Source organism: Bacillus sp. RAR_M1_44, assembly GCF_020165935.1.
GTDB classification, from domain to species: domain Bacteria; phylum Bacillota; class Bacilli; order Bacillales; family Bacillaceae; genus Bacillus; species Bacillus altitudinis.
The window spans coordinates 138,134-157,380 of record NZ_JAIUKX010000001.1; the positions used below are offsets into that span (position 1 = coordinate 138,134).

Below are 19,247 nucleotides of genomic sequence, written 5' to 3' on the forward strand. Positions count from 1 at the left end.
AAGTGTAGCACAATTGATAATGATTTTCAATATTAATTTAGTAAATACTGATTCAGTGCTTTTTCTTCTGTTTGAATTCTGACCATCATCATCCATCCATTTAAACACGTAAACAAAATGGCAGTAATAAATGCGTTAAATAGCAGCGGAATGAACATCAGTTCAATCGCCACCACCACATAGTTAGGATGCTTTAACCAGCGATACGGCCCCTTTTTCACAATCATCGCATTTGGAACGACTAAGATTTTTGTATTCCAATACGTCCCAAGTGAACATAGTGCCCAGTACCGAATCACCTGGGTCGCAAGCAGGAACACAAGCAGCAATAGGAAAAAACGAGACGGTTGACGATGCAGCAGCCATGTCTCTCCAATAAGCGAGAGGAAAAAAGCTGCATGCATAGCGACCATATAAGGATAATGGCTTGCACCAAATTCAATCGCTCCGATCGCCTTCACCTTCTTTTCATTTCTTTTCGCCACAAGCACTTCAATGAGGCGCTGACAAATGAAAATGCCAATCACTATCCAGAAAATCATCACGAGAGTCCCTCCCATTTCATGAGCAATAATTCTGACGAAAAGCCTGGACCAAGTGCTCCGCAAAGCCCCACCTGTCCTGCATCTAGTGACTGATGTTCAAGAAAATGCTTCATGACATATAAAACAGTGGCAGAGGACATGTTTCCATGCTGTTTCAGAACCTCTTTTGAAGAAAATAGCTGATGCTCTTGTAAAGATAGGCTTTCAAGATAGGCATCAATCACTTTTTTTCCTCCAGGGTGAGCAAGAAAAACAGATACATCCTCTGTTGAAAACCCTAGCTGATGTAAAAATTGATCCACTTGCTCTTTTAACCACCCAGAAATGATGGACGGAATATCACGTGAGAAGATGACCCGAAATCCGTCGGCGGTAAAATCCCAACCCATCACATCTTCAGAATCTTTCATGGTCACTGACTGCGTGCCAAGCACTTTAGGTACTGTTTTTAACCGCGTATACTTAGAGGCAGCCTTTTCTCCAGTTAAAAGAACGGCCGCCGTCCCGTCACCGAACAGCGAGGTTCCAATTAAATTGCTTTTTGATTGATCTTGTGGCTGAAAAGTGAGGCTGCAAAGCTCACAGGCAACAACGAGCACTTTCGCTTCTGGATACGCCCTGATGTATTCATAAGCTCGGGATAAGCCTGCCGCCCCGCCCCCGCAGCCTAACCCCCAAATTGGCACTCGTTTCGTATAAGGAGAAAATGGAAGAACATTCATCAGCTTTGCATCAAGACTTGGCGTTGATAACCCTGTACTGGAGATGAAAAACAAAGCATCAATCTCATCAAAAGGAACTGGCTTTGTAAGGAACGCTGTTTCATGCAGACAGTGAAAAACGGCTTCTTTCGCATGAGCCAATGCTTTTTCGACATAGAGATTATTTTTCTCTTCAAAAGAGTGATGTTCTTGATACCAATCAATAGGCTGTACAAACTGCCTGCTCTCTATTTCGCCATTATTAAAAGCTTTTAATAGCCGATCAATATCTTTAAACGATCGTTTAAATTGAGATCTTGCAAATTGAGCAGCTGCTTGCTGATCCACATGATGTTTTGGCAGACTTGTTCCAACTGAAAGAATGTATGCCATCGGCTTCACCTCTTTTTTCGCTTAATATCCCCAATCAAAAAAAGGATATACATGCCAAAACGACACAATTCAGTCAAAATATTTTCCTTCGTCTAACTTTTTGTCTTGACGACAATTGATAAATATTGGATAATATAGGTGAAAACATGATGTAGTTTTCCTCCTTCACAGGTTCGTTCCAAGCCAAGCGAACCTGCTTTTTTTATGCAATTTATGTTCGGTGATTTAATGAAAAAAAAGAACTCCGTTAATTGGGAGTTCCTCTGTGACATGACCTCTCTTATGAACATCTTAAGAGCAAACCCTCACCTAAATCTTTTCGAGGATTGACTTAATAAAAGCAGTTTTTTCATGTGCGTATTTGTGTTTGTCATTTCCATGTAATCTTGATAATTTAAGTTTAAGCTGTTGGTACTCACTTCTAGCTTGCTCATTATTTCTCAAGTAATCTCTGAAATTTAACTGTTCAAGTAAATACTTATTATGTCTTTGATACATATGGATTTGATGTGTTCGTGGTTCTCCTTTATTAAAGTAGTGTCTTTCAGGTAATACGTCTGTTCCTTTATATGAGTAACCGAGTCCTTCCAACGCTATTACACATTTTTCTCCATCAAAAAAATGTTCTATTTCAATTGCAATATCAATAATTGGCTTAGCGCTTAAACCTTTTACTGCCGTACTTCCAATATGATGTACATTGATTGTGTATGGACCAATATCAGCTATTATCTGGCGCTTTTCTTTTTCATATTCGTTTTTCCACTCCATAGACCAAGGCACTAAAAAAACTTCCCCTCTTGGTAATCCCAACATTTACTTATCCCACCTTTTAACACCCATTTGGAGAATGTTAATAAACCAACTTTATCATAGGTCCCATATGGAGAGAGCAGACAGATTTCAACAATCATCCTATTCGTTTAGATCTATTTCTTGGTTGATGTCATTCAATACGATTCTTAACCATTCACTCTCATCTTAGTTTTATATCTAAAGAACAAAAATGATTATTAATAGAGTTAGTTAACATAGCTTTATGCAAAAAAACATCTCTCAAATGAGAAGTGCTGACCGTAGACAAACCCCACCTTTCATTTAAACATGAATGGATCACCTTTTTTTCTGATCAACACAAATAGATAACCATAAAATGCTAATTTATTTGATAATTTTATATGAAAAGGGGGTTTTTTCCTGTATACTTAATCAATATGAGCACCATGAAAAACAGTGAAAAAAGACAGAATCTACTACATGATTCGGCACAAAATTTAATTGACTGGAGTGATTGTCATGAAAAAGGTGTCCAAAAAACAAACACCCTACAACACGATATTTCTCTCGAAGATAATTGGTTTAGTGCTTCTTACACTGTTTCTCTTTTTTATCTGGGATATGTCTAAACCCCATTTGCAGGCGACAAATGGGCAAGCAACAATTGTTACTAGCAGTGACTTCCGAGACACAAGTATCAGTCTGAAAGCAAAAGATCATTCTACAAGAACATTGGATCAACAATTTAAGACCAATCCAAACCAACAGACAACGAATAAAACGGTCTTTTTAACATTTGATGATGGTCCTTCTGCTACATCAAATCAGCTGTTAAATGTCTTAAAAGCACATCAAGTGAAGGCGACATTCTTCATGCTTGGACCGCAAATCCAAGCTCACCAAGCAGCTGTGAAAAGACTTTATCAAGAAGGACATCAATTAGGGCTTCATGGCATGACGCATGATATAAACCGCTTTTATCAAAGCAGTGAGTCTCCCGCAAATGAAATGAGAGAAGCTCAGCTCATTCTTGCTTCTGTTACAGGCGTTTACACCCGTCTTGTGAGAACACCTTATGGCAGTGTTCCAAATTTAACATATGATCAAAAAGTACGTTTAAACCAAAATGGCTTTATTTACTGGGATTGGACAATTGATAGCCTTGACTGGAGATATAAAAACTCACAATATGTTCCAGAGGTATTGAATCAACTGCAAATGTTTGAGAAAAATAAACCATGGGAACCAAAAGTGATTTTAATGCATGATCAACCCTCTACCACGAACTATTTAGATAGCCTGATTACACAACTAAAAGCAAGGGGCTATACATTTGCAGTCATTAACGAAACAATGCCGCCGGTACAACATTAATAACACTAATCACAACAAGCCCGTATCCAAAGGATGCGGGCTTTCAGCTCTCCAAAGAGAAGTGATTACATAACAGATTGCTTAGGTTCTTCCATTAGCTCCTGCTCTGTTTCTTTTTTAAAAGGAATCATGTGATAAATAATATGAAGCAAAATAGCGGTAAAGCTTCCGGCGACAATTCCGTTACTTGTTAACAATTTAATCGATTCTGGCAAATGCTCAAACATTTGCGGCACAACCGTTACTCCGAGCCCGATGCCAACTGAGCATGCGACAATGAGCAAGTTTTCCTGTTTGGCAAAATCGACGCGTGAGAGCATTTTAATCCCGTACGCAATGACCATTCCAAACATGGCGACCATTGCACCGCCTAGAACGGATTTTGGAATAATCGTTGTAAATGCCGCGATTTTAGGAAAAAGGCCAAATACCATTAATAATACACCTGTCACCACAATGACCTGATTTTTCTTCACACCTGTTAATTGGATCAATCCAACGTTTTGGGAGTAGGCTGTGTATGGAAAAGCGTTGAAGATACCGCCTAATAAGACGGCAATTCCCTCTGCACGATATCCCTTTGCTAAATCCTTCTCTTTTAATGAACGATTCGTTAAATCTCCGAGCGCAAAGTATACACCCGTTGATTCGACTAATGACACAATGGCAACTAATGTCATCGTCATGATTGGTGCAAATTCAAAAGTAGGCAGCCCAAAGTAAAAAGGCTCAATGATGCGGAAAACTTGTGCATTCGCCACTTCTGCTGTCTCCACCTTCCCTAAGAAAGCAGCAACTGCTGTCCCAAGTAGAATGCCGATTAAGATGGCAATGGCTTTCATGAATCCCTTTGTAAATCGATAGAGAAGGACAATGATAAACAATACAAGAAAAGCAAGTCCAAGATTCTCAAAAGAACCATAGTCTGCACTTCCTTCACCACCTGCCATATTGTTCATGGCGACCGGAATTAAGGTAATTCCAATGATCGTGACGACGGAACCTGTGACAACGGGCGGGAAGAATTTCACAAGCTTCCCAAAGAAAAATGAAAGAGCAATGACAATACACCCTGCGGCGATAATACTTCCATATATAGACGAAATTCCATATTTAGAGCCAATCGCAATCATAGGAGATACCGCAGTAAATGTACAGCCTAGTACAACAGGCAAACCGATGCCAAAAAAGCGGTTTTTCCATACTTGAAGCAGTGTGGCAGCGCCGCACATGAAAATATCTGCCGAAATTAAGTACGTCAGCTGGGCTGGCGTGAGCCCAAGCGCATCTCCAACAATGAGCGGGACAAGAACCGCACCTGCATACATCGCCAGTACATGCTGTATCCCTAGCGAAAGGGTTTTGGCTTTTTTAGCGGCACTCATGATTGTACCTCGCGTACAAACGTGACTTTTCCTTCCTCGAGCGATTCGATACGTGCGAGTGACTCGACTCTATAGCCCATTTGCACAAGTTCTTTTCTTCCAGGCTGGAATGATTTCTCGATAACAATTCCAAAACCAGCTACTTTTGCTTTCGCTTGCTTTGCGATTGCAGCTAGTCCCTTAGCGGCTTCTCCATTTGCTAAAAAGTCGTCGATAATTAACACACAATCATCCTCACTAAGGTGCGTGTTAGAGACAGCAATCGTACTTTCTACTTTTTTGGTAAAAGAATACACTCTTGCTGTCAAAAGGTTATCCGTTAAAGTCAGTGATTGCCGCTTTCGGGCAAAAACAACTGGCACATGAAGGGCAAGTCCAGCCATGACAGCAGGTGCAATACCAGAAGATTCGATTGTGATAATTTTAGTAATTCCATCATGCTTAAATAATCTAGCAAACTCTTGACCGATCTCATGCATTAACACAGGGTCAATTTGATGATTTAAAAAAGCATCTACCTTTAGCACTTGATTTGACAGAACGATTCCTTCGTTCTCGATCTTTTGACGTAACAATTCCATCATTCTTCCTCCCAGCATATTAGCAACTTTCATTTTTTTGCATAAAAAAAGCATTGCTGTCCATTAAGGAGCAAGCAATGCGAAAACGATCCACGGGATCTTCAGCTCATACAAAAGCTGTTTCATTTTGCTCACTCATAGTCGGACGGTATCGGTGTCCGGTAGAAACTTGCGTGCCTTCATCACGCGATTATATGAGTGTTTCATAGTGTTCAAATTATAACAAGATTTCAGACGCTTGGAAAGCACTTTTCTAGAAAAATACCGAACTTAAATAATCATTAAGCTTTAAACGTTCGTTTTTAGAATATTCAACCAGCAAAAAAGCACCCTTCTGATCAAAGGGTGCCTTTCATTTATGATAAATACAGTTTCGTGTACTTATCTGTTAAATAATCAATTAAGTATTGAACATTTAATTCTTCACCAGTTGCGTCTTGAATGATTTCAGATGGCTTTTTCCGTTTTCCATGCTGATGGACATGTTCAGTTAGCCATTCTTTTATCGGTGCAAAAGACCCATTTTGAATCAGTTCATCAAAATTCGGTAAATCTTTGATCATTTGCTGCTTTAATTGCGCCGCATACATATAACCAAGTGCATATGAAGGGAAATAACCAAAACTACCATCAGACCAGTGAACATCCTGCAAAATACCAAGCGCATCGTTAGGCGGCGTAATGCCAAGATATGCTTTATATTTTTCATTCCATAACGCCGGCAGATCTTCAACGGCTACTTCTTCATTGAAAATGGCTTTTTCAATTTCATAGCGAATAATAATGTGAAGTGGATACGTGAGTTCATCTGCTTCAATTCGAATGTAAGTCGGCTTCGATTCATTCACCGCATGAACAAATTCTTCTAAAGTGACATCTTTAAATTGTTCAGGAGATGCCTCTTGCAGCTTTTGATAATACGTTTTCCAGAAATCTTCATGTCTGCCGATAAAGTTCTCAAAGAAAAGAGACTGTGATTCATGAATACCCATTGATGTGCCGTCACATAAGAGCGTTCCGCTCAGTGCCTCATCAATATTTTGTTCATAAATGGCATGGCCGCATTCATGAATGGTGCCAAAGATCGCCATGCGAAAATCGTACTCATCATAACGCGTCGTCACACGTACATCCCCTCTGCTTAATGTCACAGCAAATGGATGAACCGTTGTATCAAGTCGTCCTGCGTCAAAGTCATACCCTAACTCTTTTAAGAAAAAGAGACTCAGCTCTTTTTGTTTGTCGATCGGGAAGCTTTTCGATAAAAACGAAGTATCCGGTTTATTTGGCGAAGCTTCAATTTTTTTCACGAGAGGAACGATGGCGTCTCGAAGTGCACCGAATTTTTGATCGAGTTGTTCAACCGTCATATCCGGCTCATAATTATTGAGCAGCACATCATATGGTGTTTTTTTCACGCCCCAGTATTGAATGAAACGCTTGTTAAAATCAATCAGCTGTTTTAAATAGGGTGCAAAGAGTGAAAAATCTGATTTCTCCCTTGCTTCTACCCAAACATGTTCTGCTTTTGATTGTAGAATGGAGTATTCTTTAAATTCTTCTTTTGGAATTTTGCTGTTTTCATCATATTCTTTTTGCGATAATTCGAGTGCCTTCTGCGTGTCTTTTGAAAGCTTTTCTTTCTCTTTATTTAATGCATCAAGAAGATTTCTCATTTCATCAGAAGTCTTCATATTAAAGATATCGCTGGATAATTGACCGATGGTTTCTGCTCTGAAATCAGCACTTTTTTTAGGCGCTTGTGTTCGAGAGTCCCAATAAAGTAAATGAAGCGCCTCTGTATAATGGGCGATTTTTCCTAGTAATTGATAAAACGCTTTCTCTTTTGATTCAAGACTCATGCGTTCGTTCCCCCAATCAATAAAATATGTATGTACGTTTCAAGGCTACTTCAATAAATGTTCTTTTGTCAATGAAAAAGGAGGATACGCTGATCGTATCCTCCTCTTATTGAATGGTTTTCTATCATTAAGAGATCACTGGCTTCACTGGAAGAACGGATTCAATTTTACTTTGTAGCTCAATATCTTTCTGACTGCCAAAGTAAATATGAATGCTGCCAGCATCTTGGCTTGTCCGAATCAGTCTCCCAATGCCCTGCCTTAGACGAAGCAGCATGTATGGAAGGTCCACTTCAGTAAATGCATCTTTCGCTTCATTCCGTTTTGCTTCAAATACTGGGTCATGCGGTGGATATGGAAGTCCCCAAATAACCACATTTGTTAGAGACTGTCCTGGAATATCCAGCCCTTCCCACAGGTGAACGGAACATAACACAGATGTTTCATCCGCTTGGAACTTTTGAACAATGGTACTGATCTCCTCGTCTCCTTCAAAATACACATGGAAAGGCAGTGATTCATTTGATGCATCGAGCTGCTTTCTAAATACATGCAGTTCATCAAATGAAGGGAATAAAATAAGAGATCGACCGCCATTTTCTTTTACCTGAGCCAGCACGTGCTGACCTTTTACATCTGACTCTGTCATTGGCTGCTGAATTCCGTGGAAATACATTTGCATTTGCTCCTCATAATCATACGGCGAAGCCACACTCATAGATAAGTAATCTTTGATCCCAAGGCTTTCAGCTAAATAATCAAATGATTGGTTTTCAGACAATGTTGCAGACGAGAAAATATAAGGGATTTTTTGTGAAAATACCTTTTCACCAAGCACCTCTGCTACCGTTTTTGGCATGACGACAAAGGTTGTATCTAATTCCTGTTTCTCCAGCCAGCTAATGGCATTTTTCTGATAAAGCGACAGAGAATACGCCATCTGTTCAATGTACTCTTCCACAACAGACAATTCATATTGATCAATTGTGTACATCTCTGATTCAAATACGAGCGCTTCTCCAATCTTCTCAAGCAAATCACATAATTCACTTGCTGAACGCTTCACCTCATCTACACGACCAATTTCAAGGCGGTGTGATCCTTTGATTTCTTTGGCATTCGTTTTTAAGAGGTAAAAGAATTGATCGTTTGTTGCAAGTGCATCTTCAACAAGCTCTGCAAACTCTTCACGAATATCATTTTGCAAAAGACGCTCCAAAAACGTCTCAAGTGTTGATTGTTTCACTCGGTATGTTAGCGCTTTTTGTGCTGCAAATTCAAGAAGATGTCCTTCATCAAATACAACAGAGCTATGCTCAGGAAGGAGCGGCAGCTGTCCTTCACGTTTACGTGACTCCTTTGTCCATACATGCTCCATGTAAAAGTCATGAGAACAAATGATGAGGTCTGTTGCTTTTCGGTAATGGTCTCTTGATAAATTCAAGCCACAGCGGTGCCGCATGTCGCACGTTAAGCAGTCCTGAAAAGAGTCATAGCCAATTCTTGACCACTCATCATTTGTTAATTCTGGATACTCTTTTCGATCACCATACGGATAAAATGTCTGCATCCCATGAGATTCATGAACAAATGAAGGAAGCGATTCATAAATGTCGAGCCACTTCTCATCATCTTCACGTTGCATCGTTTTCTCTAGTTTCTTTAAGCATAAATATTGATCATGCGATTTACTTAATCTCGCATCTATTTGAATATCAAGGTGATTGGCAATTTTATAGATATCACCTTCTTGTTTGACGAGCTGTTCAATTAACGTTTCATCTGCACATGCAATGATCGCAGGTTTCCCTGTATACCTTGCATATGTGACCGCAAATAAAAGATAAACGATTGTTTTGCCTGTGCCTACCCCAGCTTCGGCAAACATCACACTTTTTTCTTTAAAGGCTCTTTCTAACTGAAAAGCCATGAATATTTGTTCATCTCGAAGATCAAAGCCCTTTTCTGGCAAAATGTCATAAAACACATCACCAATCCAGTTGCCCAGTTCTTCGTAAAAATTATGTTCTTTTGTTAATGAAAAAGGCAAACGAGACGCTGTCACCTGCTTCAACCCCCAACTTTTGAATCATTCAGACATTCAATAGTACCATTTATGCTGGGGTATGACAATCTTTTTTTAAGAGCGCAGGCGATGTTGGTAGCTTTCCTTCATTAAAAATGCGTGCTCTGAATGGTCTATGTAGTTTTGAGCCATTGCTAAGTTCTCGATGGCTGCCGTAAGTTTAGCAGATTGTCCTGTTTCAATCCCTTCTATTTCTCGGGCTGTTGAAGCGAGTGCTTTTTGAATTAACTGAAATTGATCATAATGAATCATGAAGACACCTCTTTTTTTAAAATCAAGTTCAGTTTATTCCGTCCCGTCAAGACTTATACCTGTTTAGCATAAAAAATCCACACCTTCTCGTGGTGTGGACATTTGTTACAATTCAGTTGTTTCTCTTCTAGGTCGGCGTTTTCCCCAGTATTGATAATAGTCTGTTTTAATAAATCCATTAAACAGTTTTCTCTTTTTCGTCGCTTTTCTTCCGAAACATTCTTCGAATTTTTCATGTGACGTTAAAATGTAAATGGACCACGTATCTAGGTTTTTCAATGCTTCGCCCATGCCTTGATACATTTTTTCCACAGCTGGCTTATCGCTGAGACGTTCACCGTAAGGCGGATTTCCGACAATCACACCATACTCATCTTTTGTTTGAAAGTCCTTCACTTGCATTTGCTTAAATTGAATCAGTTCACTAAGTCCAGCTTCTTCTGCGTTCAGTTTCGCGATCTCTACCATACGATGATCGATATCGCTCGCGATAATGTGAAGCGGCTGATCATAGTTCGCCTTTTCTTCTACTTCAAGGCGTGCTTTGTTCCAAACGTCCTCACCAATCCATTCCCATGATTCAGATGCGAACTCACGGTTAAATCCAGGGGCAATGTTTTGTCCAATCATCGCTGCTTCAATAGCAATTGTGCCTGATCCGCAAAAAGGATCGACAAACGGACGGTCAGGTGTCCAGTTCGTTAATAAGACAAGCGCCGCTGCAAGGGTTTCTTTAATCGGAGCGCCCCCTTGATCTGCACGGTATCCACGTTTATGAAGACCCACACCTGACGTATCGAGCGTCAGCAATACTTTATCTTTTAAAAGTGCTACCTCGATTTTGTATTCAGGGCCTGTCTCTTCTAGCCATTCAGACTGTATGTTGTAAGATGATCTAAGTTTTTGCGCGATAGCCTTTTTGACGATGCGCTGACAATCCGGCACACTGGCAAGCTGAGATTTAACAGATTTACCAATGACAGGGAATGTACTATTTTTCGGTAAAAAAGCAGCCCAGTCAATGGCTTTTGTCTGCTCAAAAAGCTCGTCAAATGTTCTAGCCGAAAATTCAGCAACTTGGACCTTGATTCGGTCTGCTGTACGCAGCCATAGATTCGCACGGCAGATGGCAAGCGCATCTCCTTGAAAAATAACTTTTCCGTTATCTACGGTGCACTCATACCCGAGGTCTTTTACTTCTTTTGCAACAATCGCTTCAATTCCCATTGGCGCTGTTGCGATGAGTGTATAGGTTTTCATTTGTTTATCACCTGTTTTCTCGTTCTTTTCTTAATCAAGATAAAAGCTCTCCATATGTAGAAATAGGAGAGCTTTGATTTCATCATGTTTATGATAACGGATATAACGTTCTGTAAGCCATGTTTTGTTCCATCGTACTGCAAACGGCAAAAGCCTCGTACTCAGGTGGTAATCATCTATCTACAGAATTCTCTGTCCTTCTCTCCGTTTGGTTCCTTTGAGAAAGTTCCCCTACCAAGTTTGGGTTTCTCGCTCGAGGGGTTTACCGCGTTCCACTCTCACCATTTCTAGTGAGACTTCGTCACTGTGGCACTTTCAAGGATACTTTGCCATATCCTAAAAGGACGTAGGCATTTTTCCTGCCGTCAGCCTTTCCCAGGCTGCCCTGGCTTATTTTTTCGCCAGGCACGAACACTACGGGCATCTCAGCACCGTGCGAGCATGGACTTTCCTCTGCAATGTCAAAGCATTACAGCGATTACCCGAACGTTAATCAACATGCGTTATTATAAACGACAATGTCATCTGACACAAGCTTTTTTGGTATTACTCAATCATAAAGTTTGCTGCCGAAAACGTGTTTCTCAAGATTAGATAGTCTTTTTAAAATATCAAAGTTTGTTGTATTGGACTGTGCAGGCTGTCTTTTCCCTTGCTCAACCGCTTCTTCAAGCTGTTTTGACAAGTGAAGGTTTTCTTGTTGGAGTTTTTCAATTTCTTGATGGAATGTCTCATAGTCTTTAATAACCATATCTAGAAATTTATCGACTTCTTCTTGTTTATACCCTCGGACACCTGTTTTAAATTCTTTTTCTAAAATTTCTTTCGCAGAAAGCTTTACTTTATCAGCAAGCATCTTTTTCACCTCATATCGTGAATTCATAGTATATTTTTTCAGAAATACGTGACGTTGTCAAATTTTCTCTTGCTTTTAGTCAAAAAACGGATCTTCCGCCTCAACCTGTGCTCTTAAATCATCCATTGTGATATACATAATTGGGTAGTCGGTATAGGTTTCAGCTTCTTTGATCATATATTTTGGCGAGCCTTCGTGCTCGGGATCATATAAGACGAGAAGGCCGTCCGTTTTTTCAATAAAAAAGCGGTTCTTTTGTTTAAATTGTGCCGGACTTTCATACGGTCTATGCGTGACACTTTCTACAAAATCAGCTTGTGCAAGAACGCCTTCATACAGCTCTTTATTTTGTTCAATCCAGCGCTCTTCCTGTTCATAAAATGGTGTAATGACAGCAAGTTTTAAATCTGGAAACTCCTCTTGAAGTTCAAAGACCACTTCAGCTGTCCATATTTCTGCCCCTAACTGACCTGAAATGAGCACCCATTCCAGCCCGTCTTCAATGAGTGCCGTCAGCCTTTTCCGAAGTTCCGCTTTTATGTATTGAAGTGCAGGCTCGTCTTGTTTGAAGATCCCAAGCTCAAATGGCTTGTACCCTGTGACAGCAATAATTTTCATTTTTTCACCTGCTTTTAAAAAAAGGGACTTATAAAAGTCCCATTTCACTTTATCTGTTACAGCAAGGTCCACCGCAGTTAAAGTGTTGATGTGTTGCCGGGTCCACCTGAGAAAACGTATGCGGGAAGTAGTGAACATGTTGGAAATTTTGGTGATGAACATTTGTTACATGCTGCGGGTGGATGTGCGGCACAATTGTAGTTGACTCACTATGCGTACAGCAGTGATTCGTTGGATGTACAATTGGCTGTGTAACATTTGGATTGCAATGATGATGATGGTACATGTAGCATTCCCCTCTCCTTGATTTTCTTACATTATCAATGTATGAATCAAGAGGTGTACATGTACTAATGCATTAACCTATTTTAAAAGTTTGCAAGAAAAACATCTTTATAGTTTGAAAACACAAAAGCGACCAATATGACAACAAGAAAAAACAAGTAGAAAAGACCCTTATACATGCTCTACGCTCCTCATTCAATATCTAACGTTATTTTACAGGATTCGTGAGTTTTCTACAATAAAAGTGCTAAACAATTTTTATTTTCGGCCGAGAGCCGAACGTTGTCATTTTTTGCGCTTTCCCAGGCAATAATTTCATTGCCCAGCTTTTCTTAAGAGCCGCTTTTCTCGCTTGTCAAGTTCCACAATGTCTCGTTCACTTAAAGACGATTGTGATAACAATGTTTGGGTAATGGAAAGGGCTGCTTTTGGATCTTTTTGACGGTGTTCTTCATACTTTGCTAGCTCTACACCCGCTTTTAATCTTAAATGAACATCACTTGATTCAAATAGACGCCTCCATATGCATGCCGCTTCATCCCATTGTTTTAATCGCTTGTACTGTAATGATAGGTCATAAGCTGCTTGATCCGCATGCTCAAACGCTGCTCCCGTTAATTCTTGCAGGTGCTTTGTTGCTTCCTGCACATCACGGTGAGCAAGATGCCACTTAGCTAATGCATATTTCTCATCGTCTTCCTTCACCGCATCTTTGGATAAGATTTTTTTAGACAAATGAATGTAGAGACTGATTAACGATAAGACATCAAGTTCATTGTGAGTCAAAATTCCTTCAATCAGTTTCGGGTTTTGTTCCTTTAAAAAGTGAAAATAGATCATTGGTGCGAGGAACCCCGGTGTATCTCCCTCTCGATTGACGTCCAGTTCCTCTTTTTCTACAACCGAAAGAGCCATACGCTCATATTTATGTTTCCACAATCTCCTTGACCCATGCAGAAGGTCAAAATGACCAAATTCAGGTAGAGCAGGTATTTGATCGCGTAATAATGTATGCCTCGTTTTGACTTGAGGCCAGTCAAATGATTTTCCATTATATGTCACGAGTGATTCGACATCCACCTCACTAAGAAAGCTTTTGTAAAGTGCCGCTTCATTTCCTGGATTCGTGAGCAGATGTTGTTTTACCACTACTTTATCTGAATAAACTCTCGCATGCCCAAGCAGAAAAATCATATTTCCCGTTCCGCCAGACAGTCCTGTTGTTTCTGTATCGAAGAAAAATAGCTCGTGAGGCTTGTAGCCTTTTGCAGAAAGAGAATGCTGAATCTCACTTTTGTTCCATGCACTCACCATCTCCGGCAGTTCTGCAAATGAATATCGCCCATGCTGATGCTCAAGTGGATAGGTCACTTCCCGAATGAGGCAGAAAGAGTCTTCAAAGTAGTAAGGAGCTGCACTTAATTCCCCCCACTCTTTTAGAAATGGGATGGTTTCAGCCGTCACAGTGTGCGTTTGTCCCTCTTTTACTGCCACACGCTTTTCATCTGACTGATTGTGCGACAGGTGTTTTTTCATTCTGTTTAATTTTCCTTTTAATGACATGAGTACGTCTATTCCCCCTTCCCTTAAAATCCTGCCATCAATTGAATGATACTGCTTTTTCCATCGATCTCTTTCATTTCCATGCCAATACAAGATGGACAGCCGTTCTCGCAGCTGCATCGCTCAATCAGCTGAGTGGCTGCACGGGCAATTTCATCAAAGCGAGCCTGCACCTCTTTACTTAAACCGATTCCACCTGGGTAATGATCATATAAAAATACGGTCGGTTTCCCGGTATGGGCTGCCTTTATTTGAGAAATGACATGAATGTCTGACCGGTCACACATGACAAACGCCGGAACAATATGCTGAAGAACATTGGCAATACCGAGCAAGAGCTGTTCAAGTGTTTTTTCTTCAAATGTCCGCTCTGCTTCATGTAATTCAAACCAAGCAGCACTCGTATGAATCTCTTCTTCAGGTAAGTGAATCGGGCCGGAACCGATATTTTCCCCGGTTGACAATCGAATTTTTTTGAAAATGGTCGGCATTGCATTGACGGTCACATCACCGTAGTGAACAGATACTGCTTCCTTCTCTGTTGTCTGATCAATTTCAAGCACCTTGAGCTGAACCGCTAAATTCGCATCTGTATAGTATTCTACATCGACTTGTTTCACATAAGCCTTAAGGTGTTCATAATCTAGCTTTTCCACTTGATACTGAACCCCTTCATGTAAATAAATCGCTTCATCATGAAGTAAGGTCATCGCACTGAATCGATCCATCTCACCAATAATTCGAACGTTCGCTACATCGGATTGATCGACAATGACGACATTTTCCTGACTTGCAGATCTCAGACTGATGCCATGAGCCGGGAACGATTGATCTGACCAATAATAACGGTTCCCGCTGAAATGAAGAACCCCTTCTTCATGTAAGTATTGCAAGATTTCTTCTACTTCCATACCGCCAAACTGTTCATCTTCTCGAAACGGTAGCTCGTAGGACGCACATTTTAGATGATCGACTAGGATGATAAGGTTCTCAGGATTGATTCTTGCCGATTCAGGTGGTCTGTTAAAGAAGTATTCAGGGTGTCTGACAATATATTGGTCAAGTGGCGATGAGCTTGCGACCATGATAATGAGTGCTTCCTCATGACGCCTTCCAGCTCGTCCTGCCTGCTGCCACGTACTCGCTACACTGCCAGGATATCCGGTCATGATACAGACTTTTAGCTGTCCAATATCTACTCCTAATTCTAGTGCGTTTGTGCTGACTACACCGAGAATGTCTCCTTCCCTTAAGCCTTTTTCAATCATGCGCCGCTCTTTCGGCAAATAGCCCCCGCGGTAACCACGGATCGATTTAGGACCAATTTCTTTTTTCACTAGTTCTTGAATATGACTTAGGATAACTTCAACTCTTACCCTACTTCTAGCAAAAACAATCGTTTGAATTTTTTCTTTTAAAAATGTTTTAGCGAGCTGATTCACAACACTGGCCGCACTTTGTCTAATATTTAATGGCTTATTGACGACTGGCGGGTTGTAAAAGACAAAATTCTTTTTACCGCTAGGTGCTCCGTTTCGTTCAATGAGATGCACCTTGCTTCCGGTCAGCTGCTCTGCAAGCTCTTTTGGATTCGCAATGGTCGCTGAAGTACAAATAAAGGTCGGGTCACTTCCATAAAATGCACAAATTCGCTTTAGTCTGCGAATGACATTGGCAACATGACTGCCAAACACGCCTCGATATGTATGAAGCTCATCAATGACAATATACTTTAAGTTCTCAAATAAACTGACCCATTTCGTATGGTGAGGCAAAATCGCTGAGTGCAGCATATCTGGATTTGTAATGACAATATGTCCTGCCTGTCTGACGCGCTGGCGAATCGCTGGGGAGGTGTCCCCGTCATAGGTTTCACTGTGAATTGGAACATCCATCTCATGAATGATTTCGTTTAATTCACTTTTTTGATCTTGCGCGAGTGCTTTTGTTGGAAATAAATAGAGGGAGCGGCTTGTCTGATCTTCTGCGATCGACTGAAGAACTGGCAGATTGTAGCAAAGCGTTTTACCTGAAGCTGTAGGTGTCACAGTCACCACATTCTCACCATCCATCACACGTTCAAAGGCTTCCTTTTGATGAATGTATAGTTCGCTCACACCTCTTTTTTCAAGCGCCACTTTGAGCCTGTCATTTACTCTTTCAGGAATTGGAGAAGTCCGTGCAGGCTTCGCTTCAATTTCATGCCAATGCTCGACCTGTTCGTCTTTTTTTAAATCTTCTATGAGTTCGTTCATTGTTTTCTTCTTCATCTGGTATCCACCTCTCATTCTAGTGTACCGAATATTTGTTTGCATGACTAGGCGGCAATTTTTTGATGCACCGCTTGTGAGCAAATATTTTGATGTGTTGTAACAATATCTATTACACTTCTATAGTGAAATGATTTTATTAAGGAAGAAGATGATGAGATTGAAAAACGAATTTAAGCCTTTATTTGAACCTTTTACATTTCCAGGGGGTGCCTCTATTGATGGCCGTTTAGTCGTTGCACCAATGACACACTTCGGTTCTCATGAGGATGGCACGATCTCAAAGGAAGAAATTGATTTTATCACCGCTAGATCAAGCGAAATGGGCATGGTCATCACCGCATGTGCAAACGTGACGCCAGATGGTAAGGCGTTTGAAGGACAGCCTTCTATTGCAAGAGATGAAGATATACCTGGCCTTCAAAAACTTGCTTCTGCGATTCAAGCGAAAGGAACAAAAGCCATTATGCAAATTCATCATGGCGGCTCTCAGGCTCTCCCTCATTTAGTCCCAAACGGTGATGTCGTTGCGCCAAGTGATGTATTTAAAGATGGAAAACAAATTGCGAGAGCTTTGACAGAAGAAGAAATTCCTCACATCATCGACTCATTTAAAGAAGCAGCAAGGCGCGCAATCCAAGCGGGATTTGATGGGATCGAAATCCATGGAGCGAACGGATATTTATTACAGCAATTCTACTCCCCGCATAGTAATCAGCGTACAGATCAATGGGGCGGAAGCGAAGAAAAGCGTCTGGCATTTCCAATTGCAGTAGTAGATGCAGTGAAAGAAGCAATCAAAGAGCATGTAACAAAACCATTTATCTTTGGGTATCGATTATCACCTGAAGAACCAGAAACACCTGGTTTAACCATGACAGAAACATTTACTTTAGTGGACGTACTTAAGACAAAAAACCTTGATTACTTGCATATTTCTTTAATGGAGATTGACGCTAAAGCAAGACGTGGTGCTGATACAAGTAAGACGCGGATGGAATTATTAAAAGAGCGCTGTGGTGACACGCTTCCACTCATCGGCGTCGGCAGCGTCATTACAGCTGAGGATGCACTGAATGCATACAATCAAGGGATTCCACTCATCGCTGTTGCAAGAGAAGTCATTGTTGATCCCGATTGGGCAGTAAAGATTAAAGAAGGCAGAGAAAACGAGATTGAGACCGTCATTAAACGCAGTCAAAAAGATAAGTACTTGATTCCAGAAGGTTTATGGACTGTCATGGAAGCAAGTAAAGGCTGGGTTCCAATGGAGGATTAATGTCCTCAATCAAAAAACTACCCTATCAACTCAGGGTAGTTTTTTTGGATTATTTCATTTTCACTGTAAAAAGTTTGGACGTCTGCTTTTCTACAGAGCCCTTAGGTTCTTTGGTAAGATGTTCTACTAAATCACCATTCATGATGACAATTGGTGTCACTGTGCTTGCCGCTTTTTCTTCAATCAGCGCTAAATCACACGTAATGAGAGGATCACCTGCTTTCACTTTATCCCCTTCTTTTATGTGTGCTTCAAAGCCTTCACCATTTAATCCAACCGTTTCAAGTCCGATATGAATCAGAAGCTCAAGCCCCGAGAGTGTTCGAATCCCAATTGCATGTTTTGTATGGAAGAGTTGAATAATTTCACCATCTACTGGTGACACAATGGTGCCGTTTTTTGGTTTTACAGCTACGCCGTCTCCCATCATCTTTTGAGAAAAAACGGGATCTGGTACATCGGTCATATCCATTAACTCTCCATCAACTGGAGAATAAATGACTTCTTCCTTTACATCATCTTGGTTTTTTCCGAAACCGAATAATTTTTTCAGCAATGTTCATTTGCTCCCTTCAAGCTTTGCTTCTAGATCTATTCAGCGTATAAACATTCTCGCTCATACACCTTGCTTCATTCAACACTATTTAATCATAATTTTTTCCTCTCATCAATTGATAACCGCCTGAGCCCCTTTTGCATAGGCTGTAGATGAGAGGTGATTCAAATGAAACATGAAAGTGAAAAGAAACACGAGTTGTTAGCAAATGAAGACATTCTATATGAAGCGATTGAACAATTTTTTGCATCATCGCCGTTTCACGACATTTTAAATAGTGCAGAGGCGCTGATGACCACGAGCCATTCACTTGCATCCATTACAACCGATGTGACAGAAGATGATCAATATGTATATATTGAGATTCGATTTCCAGACCATTTTGTCGAAGGTGATATCGCACTAGAAGTGAAAGCGCAATATTTACACTTATCGGTACAGGAAAAAATCAAAACAGACATGACTTCCTCCTATTCGAGCTTTACCAAAACCATTTTAATGCCTGCAAAAATAGATGAAACCAATATGAAGAGCGTTTGGAAAGATCAATCTCTTCGTGTGACTGCGCCAAAACAAACAACCCAATAGATGTATATCTATTGGG

Annotated in this window: 18 protein-coding genes, 1 other RNA gene and 1 riboswitch; of the genes, 3 read left to right on the forward strand and 16 right to left on the reverse strand. The window is 40.5% G+C overall.

Annotated elements, in window-relative coordinates; genetic code table 11:
• Positions 1-32 precede the first annotated feature (32 nt).
• The 3 genes from LCD34_RS00685 to LCD34_RS00695 form a co-directional block, all read right to left on the reverse strand.
• Complete coding sequence (locus LCD34_RS00685) at positions 33-542, reverse strand: isoprenylcysteine carboxyl methyltransferase family protein (protein WP_017359716.1); 510 nt, start codon at positions 540-542, stop codon at positions 33-35.
• Complete coding sequence (locus tag LCD34_RS00690) at positions 542-1,639, reverse strand: type III polyketide synthase (protein WP_025207522.1); 1,098 nt, start codon at positions 1,637-1,639, stop codon at positions 542-544. Before LCD34_RS00690 ends, LCD34_RS00685 begins: the two co-directional genes overlap by 1 nt.
• A gap of 309 nt (positions 1,640-1,948) precedes the next feature.
• Positions 1,949-2,455 (reverse strand): GrpB family protein, encoded by a 507-nt coding sequence (locus tag LCD34_RS00695; protein WP_144740053.1) that lies wholly within the window; start codon positions 2,453-2,455, stop codon positions 1,949-1,951.
• Between the two features lie 480 nt (positions 2,456-2,935).
• Between LCD34_RS00695 and LCD34_RS00700 the strand changes: the two genes are divergently transcribed.
• Complete coding sequence (locus tag LCD34_RS00700) at positions 2,936-3,790, forward strand: polysaccharide deacetylase family protein (RefSeq protein ID WP_224558410.1); 855 nt, start codon at positions 2,936-2,938, stop codon at positions 3,788-3,790.
• 65 nt (positions 3,791-3,855) lie between these two features.
• Here LCD34_RS00700 and pbuX read toward each other — a convergent pair whose 3' ends face one another.
• The 12 genes from pbuX to LCD34_RS00760 all read right to left on the reverse strand — a co-directional run bounded on the left by pbuX (position 3,856) and on the right by LCD34_RS00760 (position 16,808).
• Positions 3,856-5,175, reverse strand: a complete 1,320-nt coding sequence (gene pbuX, locus LCD34_RS00705) for a xanthine permease PbuX (protein ID WP_007500846.1) — start codon at positions 5,173-5,175, stop codon at positions 3,856-3,858.
• Positions 5,172-5,756: a xanthine phosphoribosyltransferase gene (xpt, locus tag LCD34_RS00710; RefSeq protein ID WP_181891496.1), complete on the reverse strand. Its 585-nt coding sequence runs from the start codon at positions 5,754-5,756 to the stop codon at positions 5,172-5,174. Before xpt ends, pbuX begins: the two co-directional genes overlap by 4 nt.
• A 118-nt stretch (positions 5,757-5,874) precedes the next feature.
• Positions 5,875-5,974, reverse strand: a riboswitch (purine riboswitch).
• A 138-nt stretch (positions 5,975-6,112) separates the two neighbouring features.
• Entirely contained in the window at positions 6,113-7,618 is a 1,506-nt protein-coding gene (locus LCD34_RS00715) for a carboxypeptidase M32 (RefSeq protein WP_129548351.1), read from the reverse strand.
• Positions 7,619-7,745: 127 nt separating this feature from the next.
• Positions 7,746-9,683: an ATP-dependent DNA helicase gene (locus LCD34_RS00720; protein WP_017367482.1), complete on the reverse strand. Its 1,938-nt coding sequence runs from the start codon at positions 9,681-9,683 to the stop codon at positions 7,746-7,748.
• A 75-nt stretch (positions 9,684-9,758) separates the two neighbouring features.
• Positions 9,759-9,956 carry a hypothetical protein gene (locus tag LCD34_RS00725; RefSeq protein ID WP_017359721.1) on the reverse strand — a complete coding sequence of 66 codons (198 nt, stop codon included), beginning with the start codon at positions 9,954-9,956 and terminating at the stop codon, positions 9,759-9,761.
• Positions 9,957-10,061: 105 nt separating this feature from the next.
• On the reverse strand, positions 10,062-11,216 hold the full coding sequence (locus LCD34_RS00730) for a class I SAM-dependent RNA methyltransferase (RefSeq protein WP_224558411.1): 1,155 nt from the start codon (positions 11,214-11,216) through the stop codon (positions 10,062-10,064).
• 108 nt (positions 11,217-11,324) lie between these two features.
• Positions 11,325-11,706: RNase P RNA component class B (gene rnpB / locus LCD34_RS00735), an RNA gene on the reverse strand.
• A gap of 60 nt (positions 11,707-11,766) precedes the next feature.
• Positions 11,767-12,072 carry a cell division regulator GpsB gene (gene gpsB / locus LCD34_RS00740; protein ID WP_008344631.1) on the reverse strand — a complete coding sequence of 102 codons (306 nt, stop codon included), beginning with the start codon at positions 12,070-12,072 and terminating at the stop codon, positions 11,767-11,769.
• Positions 12,073-12,147: 75 nt separating this feature from the next.
• Entirely contained in the window at positions 12,148-12,690 is a 543-nt protein-coding gene (locus LCD34_RS00745) for a DUF1273 domain-containing protein (RefSeq protein WP_263490549.1), read from the reverse strand.
• Positions 12,691-12,739: 49 nt separating this feature from the next.
• The gene (gene cotD, locus LCD34_RS00750; RefSeq protein ID WP_072368252.1) at positions 12,740-12,976 is read right to left on the reverse strand and encodes a spore coat protein CotD; all 237 of its coding nucleotides are present in this window, start codon (positions 12,974-12,976) and stop codon (positions 12,740-12,742) included.
• A gap of 314 nt (positions 12,977-13,290) precedes the next feature.
• Positions 13,291-14,538, reverse strand: coding sequence for a ribonuclease H-like domain-containing protein (locus tag LCD34_RS00755; protein WP_224558413.1), 1,248 nt, complete (start codon positions 14,536-14,538; stop codon positions 13,291-13,293).
• Positions 14,539-14,561: 23 nt separating this feature from the next.
• On the reverse strand, positions 14,562-16,808 hold the full coding sequence (locus LCD34_RS00760) for a DEAD/DEAH box helicase (RefSeq protein ID WP_224558414.1): 2,247 nt from the start codon (positions 16,806-16,808) through the stop codon (positions 14,562-14,564).
• A gap of 160 nt (positions 16,809-16,968) precedes the next feature.
• Here LCD34_RS00760 and LCD34_RS00765 point away from each other — a divergent pair, with 160 nt between their 5' ends.
• Entirely contained in the window at positions 16,969-18,087 is a 1,119-nt protein-coding gene (locus LCD34_RS00765; protein ID WP_025207530.1) for an NADH-dependent flavin oxidoreductase, read from the forward strand.
• A gap of 49 nt (positions 18,088-18,136) precedes the next feature.
• Here LCD34_RS00765 and LCD34_RS00770 read toward each other — a convergent pair whose 3' ends face one another.
• A complete protein-coding gene (locus LCD34_RS00770) occupies positions 18,137-18,643 on the reverse strand; it encodes a PTS glucose transporter subunit IIA (RefSeq protein ID WP_065460619.1) in 507 nt (168 codons plus the stop codon).
• Between the two features lie 168 nt (positions 18,644-18,811).
• On the opposite strand from LCD34_RS00770, the gene LCD34_RS00775 reads away from it, so the two are divergent.
• Positions 18,812-19,231 (forward strand): Hsp20/alpha crystallin family protein, encoded by a 420-nt coding sequence (locus tag LCD34_RS00775; RefSeq protein WP_144740044.1) that lies wholly within the window; start codon positions 18,812-18,814, stop codon positions 19,229-19,231.
• Positions 19,232-19,247 lie beyond the last annotated feature (16 nt).